The 8,531-nt window shown below is 64.1% G+C and carries 5 protein-coding genes and 1 pseudogene; all 6 read left to right on the top strand.

From position 1 onward, the window contains the following. Nucleotides 1-433: pseudogene (locus IH615_RS07885) on the top strand (cell division protein FtsA); the annotation flags it as partial. Between the two features lie 87 nt (nt 434-520). Next, nucleotides 521-2,194, top strand: coding sequence for a cell division protein FtsZ (gene ftsZ, locus IH615_RS07880; protein ID WP_291361198.1), 1,674 nt, complete (start codon nt 521-523; stop codon nt 2,192-2,194). A gap of 112 nt (nt 2,195-2,306) precedes the next feature. Then, nucleotides 2,307-3,263 carry a UDP-3-O-acyl-N-acetylglucosamine deacetylase gene (lpxC, locus tag IH615_RS07875; protein WP_291361197.1) on the top strand — a complete coding sequence of 319 codons (957 nt, stop codon included), beginning with the start codon at nt 2,307-2,309 and terminating at the stop codon, nt 3,261-3,263. An 89-nt stretch (nt 3,264-3,352) separates the two neighbouring features. After that, nucleotides 3,353-4,189 carry an outer membrane protein assembly factor BamD gene (locus tag IH615_RS07870; protein ID WP_291361196.1) on the top strand — a complete coding sequence of 279 codons (837 nt, stop codon included), beginning with the start codon at nt 3,353-3,355 and terminating at the stop codon, nt 4,187-4,189. A 296-nt stretch (nt 4,190-4,485) separates the two neighbouring features. Beyond that, nucleotides 4,486-6,156, top strand: coding sequence for a DNA repair protein RecN (gene recN / locus IH615_RS07865; RefSeq protein WP_291361195.1), 1,671 nt, complete (start codon nt 4,486-4,488; stop codon nt 6,154-6,156). 149 nt (nt 6,157-6,305) lie between these two features. Then, entirely contained in the window at nt 6,306-8,507 is a 2,202-nt protein-coding gene (ligA, locus tag IH615_RS07860) for an NAD-dependent DNA ligase LigA (RefSeq protein WP_291361199.1), read from the top strand. Nucleotides 8,508-8,531 lie beyond the last annotated feature (24 nt).

Genomic DNA, 8,531 nt, shown 5'->3' with positions numbered 1-8,531 from the left:
GATCATCACCTACCCTTGCGTCGCCGGCATGGCGCAAGGAAGCCTCAATCAGATCACCAAGGCACAGCTCGCCTGCATCATCCGGCCGCGCATCGAGGAGATCCTCGATCTCATGCGCCGCCGTCTGGCGGCCAGCGGTTTTGCCGCCGAAGTCGCCCAGCACCTGGTGTTGACCGGCGGCGGCAGCCAGCTCACCGGCCTGCCGGAGCTTGCCTCGAACATGTTTGGACGCCCGGCGCGGCTTGGCCGCCCTCGCGCCATGAATGGTTTGCCGCCAGCGGCCGCCGCGCCGGATTTCTCCGCCGCGATCGGTCTTCTCCTGCACTGGGCGCGCGGCGACGAAAAACTCGGTGCCCGCACCGAGCAACGGTTCTTGCGTACGGGGACAGGCTACTTCGCCAAGGTCGGCGAGTGGTTCATGGACAATTTTTAGAAAGACGGATGGCTCGGCCGGCGCCTGTGCGGGGTAGCGCCGGAAAGAGCTTCAGCAAGGGACAATCGCAAGGATTGGAAGGCCGCCATGACTATCAACCTTAGAGTTCCAGATCTGACCGAACTCAAGCCGCGCATCACCGTGTTCGGTGTGGGCGGCGCCGGCGGCAACGCCGTCAACAACATGATCGAGTCCGGGCTCGACGGGGTGGACTTCGTCGTTGCCAATACCGACGCGCAGGCCCTGGCGCTCAGCAAGGCGCAGCGGATCATCCAACTCGGCGTGGGCGTTACCGAGGGTCTCGGTGCCGGCTCGCATCCGGAAGTCGGCCGTGCGGCGGCCGAGGAAAGCTGGGACGAGATCAATGATCACCTCAGCGGTTCGCACATGGTGTTCATCACCGCCGGCATGGGTGGTGGCACCGGTACCGGTGCGGCGCCCGTCGTGGCGCGCGCGGCCCGGGAGCAGGGTATCCTGACTGTCGGCGTCGTCACCAAGCCGTTCAATTTCGAAGGCAATCGCCGGGCTCGCCTGGCCGAGGACGGCATCGACGAACTGCATCGCCATGTCGATACGCTGATCGTCATTCCCAACCAGAACCTGTTCCGCGTCGCCAACGAGAAGACCACCTTCGCCGATGCCTTCGCCATGGCCGACCAGGTGCTGTTCTCGGGCGTTGCCTGCATCACCGACCTGATGGTCAAGGAAGGCCTGATCAACCTCGACTTCGCCGACGTGCGCGCCGTGATGCGTGGCATGGGCAAGGCGATGATGGGTACCGGCGAAGCCTCGGGCGAAGATCGCGCCCGTCACGCCGCCGAAGCCGCCATTGCCAATCCGCTGCTCGACGACGTCTCGATGCATGGCGCAAGGGGTCTGCTGATCTCCATCACCGGTGGTCCGGACCTGACGCTGTACGAAGTCGACGAAGCGGCCAGCCGCGTCCGTGAGGAAGTCGACGTGGACTGCAACATCATTCTTGGCGCGACCTTTGATCCGAGCCTGACCGGCACGATCCGCGTTGCCGTCGTGGCAACCGGCACCGACGCAACCATGGTGCAGGCGCTGGAGCCGGCCAAGCCGCATGCCTCGCGCACGCCGCTGGAAGTGCGCCGCCATGTGCCGGTTGAACCGACCCGCGCCCAGATCGAACGCGCCGCTGCCACGACGCCCGTCGCTCCGCCGCAGCAGGCCATCGAGCATCAGTTTGAGGCAGCTGTCGCCGAGGCCTTCAGCATGGCCGCGCCGACCCCGGCGCGCCACGATGTCGAAGACGACGGGGTGTTCGTCGAGCCCTATATCCCGGCCGCCGAAAGCATGCATGAAGCCGATGAGCCCTCCATGGCCGACGAACAGCCGGTTCCGAGCGCCTATGTGCCGTCCCATGCCGTTCGCCCGGAAGGCCAACGCCGCATGCCGCGCACCGAGGAGCTGCCGATTGTTGCGAGGCGGTCACAGGAGACGCAGGAACGTCATGAGGCAGAGCCGCGCAACGCGCGTGCGCTGTTCAAGAAACTGGCCTCCAATGTCGGCCTCAATCTGGGGCAGCCGCAGCCTGTTTCGCGGGATGAAACCGCCTATTCCGCAGCCGACGATGCGGCAGCGCGCAGCGCCATTGAAGCCGGTGGTGCAAGGACTTCGCGCGTCGCGCCGCCCGTCGAGGGTGCCCGCGGCAACCTGGATCCACATGGTCGCCAGCCGGCCCCGGCACCGCAGAAAGATAGCCTCGAAATCCCGGCTTTCCTGCGCAAGCACGGTTAACAAACTGCGGGTAGATTCACGAGAAGATTGCTCGGCGCGGCTTTCGCGCCGAGTTTTTTTTGGCTAACACAGTCTCGGACGTCCGGGGCCTGGGGTCGGAGTTATTTCGAGTATGCAAAAACTGTCCACGCGCCAGCGTACCCTCGCTGCCGCGATCAGCTTCGCCGGCTACGGCGTTCACAGCGCCCAGCCAGTCACCCTGACCATCGCTCCGGGTGCAGTCGATTCAGGCATCACCATCTGCCGCCAGAAAGGCGATGGTGTCACCACCGCGCCCGTTTCCGTGCATTTTTCCCGCGTCACCCGCACGACCCTGTGCACCACGCTCGATCTCGGCGACAGCATCAGCGTCGCCACCGTCGAGCATGTGATGTCCGCCCTGTCAGGCATGGGCGTGGACAATGCGGTCATCACCCTTGATGGTGGCGAATGTCCGATCCTGGACGGCAGCGCCCGGCCCTTTGCCGAAGCGATTCTCGCGGTCGGTCTCGAAATCCAGCCAGCGCAGCGCAAGTTCCTCAAGGTCATGCGCGCCGTCACTGTCCGCAATAATGACGCCTTTGCTGCCCTGGAGCCATATAATGGCCGGGCGCTCGACCTCGAGATCGATTTTGACAGCAAGGTCATCGGCCGCCAGCGCATGATCTTCGACTGGACGCCGCGCCGCTACTATGAGGATGTATCGCGGGCGCGCACATTCGGCTTCGTGCGCGACGCCAAGATCCTGCGCCAGGCCGGCTATGCGCTCGGTTCCAGCCTCGACAATTCCATTACTGTGCACGAGGATCGCATCCTCAATCCGGGCGGGCTGCGCTACGAGGACGAGTTCGTCCGCCACAAGCTACTCGATGCCATCGGCGACCTGTCGCTGGGCGGACTGCCCATCTGGGGCCGGTTCCGGTCCTACAAAGGCGGGCATGCGCTCAACGCGCATGTGCTGACCGGTCTCTTTTCCAGCGAAGCCAACTATGAGATAGTTGGCGCCGAAGACTTGCCGCTCGAATTCGAGGCGTTCGACGATCAGCCGACGGGTTTAGCGGTCAACCACTATCTGCGGTCCGTGCGCTGATACCAAAGGGCGCGCGGCGCCACAGTTTTGATCCATTTTCTGACTACGCCGCAGCCAGAGCGGTTTTCGTTATAAGGACGGGGCACTTCGTGACAGTTGACGCTATTGGTGGTCTCACCAGCCGGGCCGCCCGGTTTTTCACGCTTGCCCTGGTTGTTGCCGTGCTTGCCGGTTGCAGCATGTTCGGGCCCCAGAAGCTCAAGGAAGAGCCGATCATTCCGGCCGCCACGCTGTATCAGAAGGCACTGGACGACATGGATCGCCAGTATTACGCCACGGCGGTAAAGTCGCTGGAACAACTCGACCGGCAGCATCCGCGCGATCCGCTGCTGGAAAAATCCAAGCTGATGCAGGTCTATGCGAACTATCGCGGCGGCAAGCTGGATGAAGCCATCCTGGCTGCGGACCGCTATATGGCGCTTTACGCCAACAAGCCTGACGCTGCCTATGTGCTGTATCTCAAGGCGAATTCCTACTTCGCCCAGATCAAGGACATTACCCGCGACCAGCAGCTGTCGGCCGACGCGATCGAGACCTACAACCTCGTCATCTCGAACTTCCCGCAATCGGAATATGCCGAGGACGCCAAGGACAAACTGCTGGTGGCCTATGACCAGCTTGCCGGCAAGGAAATGTCGGTGGGCCGATATTATCTCGGCAATGGCCAGCATACCGCCGCCATCAACCGCTTCCGCGTCGTGGTCGAAACCTGGCAGACGTCCACCCATGTGGAAGAAGCCCTGTTCCGCCTGACCGAGGCCTACCTGCTGTTGGGCCTCACCAACGAGGCTTCGACCGCTGCGGCCGTGCTGGGTCACAATTACCCGTCGAGCACCTGGTACAAGCAGGCCTTCGACCTCCTCGCCAAGCAGGGTCTTGCGCCCGTCGTCAATGACGGCAGCTGGATGGCTGGCCTCAGGAACTGAAAGTTCCGGGGAACTAGCGGTTCCGAAGTAATCTGTTGCTAGTTTGTTCCGGGGCGCTAATATGCGCCCCGGTTCGTTTTGTTGTGGTGCACGGTAAACTGTCGAATCGGGAGGAGTGCGTGGTCGCTTGCCATGTCTTCCCGCCGACAGGTCAAAGTGGGGCCCGGCGGGCGAGGCTAGGAGCCGCTCTTCCTGTGCGTAAGGGGAATCGCGCTTTCGCGGGAATGGGCCGGTGATGGTAAGACAATGCTGGGTATGCGCCGCTTGTCGGCACGAAGTCTGGGAATAGTCCGCGCATGCTGAACGCGCTTTCGGTTCGCAACATCGTTCTCATCGACCAGCTCGACCTGGCGCTCGACGGCGGCATGACGGTGCTGACCGGCGAAACCGGGGCGGGCAAGTCCATTCTGCTCGATGCATTGACCTTGGCCCTGGGTGGGCGGGGCGATGCATCGCTGGTGCGCAGTGGCCAGGATAGCGGGCAGGTAGTGGCCGTGCTGCAGCTGGCAGCTGACCATCCGGCGCGTACTGTCCTGCGCGACAATGCCATTCCCGACGATGAAGATGTCATCCTGCGCCGCGTGCAGTTCGCCGATGGGCGCACCCGCGCCTTCATCAACGATCAGCCGGTTTCTGCCGCGCTGCTGCAGCGGGTCGGCAGCCAGATCGTGGAAATCCACGGCCAGCATGACGATCGCGCCCTGGTCGATGTCGCCACCCACCGCGCCGCACTCGATGCCTTTGGCGAACTCGATGCTGCGGCGATCAAGGTTCACGAAGCCTGGCAGGCGCTGAGCGACGCCCAGGACGCCGTGGCGGCGCAGAAGACGCTCGTGGAACAGGCACTGGCCGCCGAAGACTATGCCCGCCACACGGTGGACGAACTTTCCAAGCTCAAGCCGGTGGCCGGCGAGGAGGAGGAACTGGCCGAACGCCGCCAGCACCTCCAGCAGGTCGAGCGCTCGGCCTCCGACGTCATCGAGATCGATGAGATGCTCAATGGCCCATCGGCCCCTGCACCGGCGCTGGCGAGCCTGATGCGACGTCTGATGCGCAAGATCGACGGGGGCCAGACGCTGTTCCAGCCGCTGGTGGATACGCTCGACGCGTCGCTCGTGGCGCTCGATCGCACCGGCGATGCGCTTGAAGAGCTCAAGCGCGAGATGGCCTATGACCCGGCCGAACTGGAAAGCGTGGAGGAGCGGCTGTTTGCCCTGCGCGCCGCGGCCCGCAAGCACCAGACCACCTGCGACGAGCTGGCCGAAGTGCTGGCCAAATACAGCGCCGACCTCGATACTCTGCAAAGCGGCGAGGCGCGCCTGGGTGCCCTCAGGATCGCCGAGGCAAAGGCGATGGAAAGCTACCGCAAGGCCGCCGAGGCGCTGAGCAGTGGCCGGGCCAAGGCTGCCGCCGCGCTCGGCAAGGCGGTGGGCGCGGAACTGCCCGATCTCAAGCTCGGCTCGGCCAAGTTCATCGTGGATCATCAGGTCGACGCGTCCCGCGTGGCGGCTTCGGGGTTCGACCAGATCGCCTTTCACGTGCAGACCAATCCGGGGACGGCGGCCGGCCCGCTGCTCAAGGTCGCCTCGGGTGGTGAACTCAGCCGCTTCCTCTTGGCGCTCAAGGTGGTGCTGGCCGATCGTGGTTCGGCACCCGTGCTGATCTTTGACGAAATCGACACCGGGGTTGGCGGTGCCGTCGCCGATGCCATCGGCCGGCGCCTGGCGCGACTGGCCGGCAAGGTGCAGGTGCTGGCAGTGACGCATGCGCCGCAGGTTGCCGCGCGGGCGCAGCGGCATCTGCTGATCGAGAAGCAGGCGGTCAAGGAAGGCGCCTTCATGCGCACGCATGTCAAACCGCTCGGGGTGGAGGCGCGGCAGGAGGAAGTGGCCCGCATGCTGGCGGGCGCCACGGTGACCGACGAAGCCCGGGCGGCCGCGAGCAAGCTGCTGAGCGAGGTCGGGTGACCTGCCCGCATCTGGTTCACAGTGTCATTCCCGCGAAGGCGGGAATCTCTGTTATCGGATGCTGCAGCAAACGGAGATTCCCGCCTTCCCGCGAGTGACTCCGGACTACACTTCGACACGAGTATATGCCGAGTGATCCAATGACCGACCTGTCCAAAAAGCCCGTCGACGACCTTACCGAGCAGGAAGCCGATATCGAACTGGCGCGCCTCGCCAAGGCCATTGCCGCCGCCGATATCGCCTATCACCAGAAGGACGCGCCCGAGATCACCGATGCGGCCTATGACGAGATGCGCCGCCGCAACGACGCTATCGAGGAGGCCTTCCCCAATCTGGTGCGCGAGGACAGCCCCTCGCTCAATGTTGGCGCGCCGCCCGCCGAGGGCTTCGCCAAGGTCCGCCATGCCGTGCCGATGCTGAGCCTGGCCAAAGCCTATACGGACGAGGATGTGGTCGACTTCATCACCCGCGGCAAGCGCTTCTTCGAGCGCGACAAGGACCTCGACATCGCCTTTACCGCCGAGCCGAAGATCGATGGCCTTTCGGCCTCGCTGCTCTATGAGAATGGCGTCTTCGTGCGCGGCGCCACCCGTGGCGATGGTGCTGTTGGAGAGGACATCACGGCCAATCTCAGGACCATCAAGGACATCCCGGAAAAGCTCGCGGGCTCGGGCTGGCCAGACAGCATCGAAATCCGCGGCGAGGTCTACATGACCTATGCCGAATTCCAGGCCCTGAAGGCACGTTCGGCGGCATCCGGCGGGCAGGACTATGTCAATCCGCGCAATACTGCGGCGGGTTCGCTGCGCCAGAAGGATGCTTCGGTCACTGCCAGCCGCAACCTCAAATTCTTCGCCTATGCCTGGGGCGCCACGTCCGAGGATCCGGCGCCGACGCAGTATGAGGCGGTGCAGAAGTTCAAGGAATGGGGCTTCCAGGTTTCCCCGCTGATGGTGCGGGCGAAGTCGGTCGACGAGCTGATCGCGCAATACAAGCTCATCGAGGAGCAGCGCTCATCGCTGGGCTATGACATTGACGGCGTGGTCTACAAGGTCGACCAGCTCGAATTGCAGCGGCGCTGGGGTTTCGTGACCGGCGAGCCGCGCTGGGCCATTGCCCACAAGTTCCCGGCCGAGCAGGCGACGACCACGGTCAAGCGCATCGATATCCAGGTCGGACGCACCGGCACGCTGGCCCCGGTGGCCCGGCTGGAGCCGGTGACCGTGGGCGGCGTGGTGGTGGAGAATGTCACCCTCCACAACGAAGACTACATCAAGGGCTTCGACAGCAACGGACTGCCGATCCGCGAGGGCGTGGACATCCGCATCGGCGATACGGTGGTTATCCAGCGGGCCGGGGATGTCATCCCCCAGATCGTCCGCGTGGTGCTGGAAAAGCGCCCTGATAATGCGGTGCCCTATGAGTTCCCCCATACCTGCCCGGTCTGCGGCTCGCCGGCGACGCGCGAGATCAATGAAAAGACCGGCAAGGAGGATTCCCGCCGCCGCTGCACGGGCGAACTGATCTGCCCCGCCCAGGCGGTGGAAGGCCTGCGCCATTTCGTGTCGCGCGGGGCGATGGATATTGAGGGGCTCGGCGCGGAGAATATCGAGCTGTTCTTCAGCAAGGGGCTGGTCAAGACCGCTGCCGATCTTTTCACCCTCAGGGATCGCCGCCCGGCGGTGCAGCAGGCTTTGGCCGAGCGCCGCGAGGAGCAGGCCAGGATGCGCGAGGCCGCTTCGGGCAAGACGCGCAAGAATGTACGCGCCGTCGAGGACCGCAACTACGAGGGCCTCGACAAGCTCTTTGCCGCCATCGATGCGCGCCGCGAGCCGGAGCTGGATCGTTTCATCTTCGCCCTGGGCATCCGCCATATCGGGGAAACCACGGCTGCGGTGCTGGCCCGAACCTTCTCGACGATGGAAGAGCTGATCCGCGTCGGCAAGGAGACTGCGGCCGCAGCGGACCCGCATAGCGTCTTCCCGTCGGTCGATGGCATTGGCGGCACGGTGATCGAGGCCCTGGTCGATTTCTTCGGCAATGAGCGCAATGACGTGGTGCTGAACGCCCTGTTGTCCCAGGTTCATCCCAAGCCCTATATCGTCAATGTCTCGGCCGACAGTGTGGTTGCCGGCAAGACGGTGGTGTTCACCGGCTCGCTCGAAAAAATGTCACGATCGGAAGCCAAGGCTATGGCCGAACGGCTGGGGGCGAAGGTGGCAGGCTCGGTATCGGCGAAAACCGATATTCTGATTGCCGGACCCGGGGCGGGGTCCAAGCTCAAGTCCGCCGAAGCGCTTGGCGTCGAGGTCATCACCGAAGACGAATGGTTCGAGCGGGTCGGCAAATAAGCAGGTAAGTGTAAGCAGACGATC

This window comes from Devosia sp., from assembly GCF_014860165.1.
In the GTDB taxonomy this organism is placed as follows: Bacteria; Pseudomonadota; Alphaproteobacteria; order Rhizobiales; family Devosiaceae; genus Devosia.
This window is presented reverse-complemented; position numbering and strand designations above follow the sequence as displayed.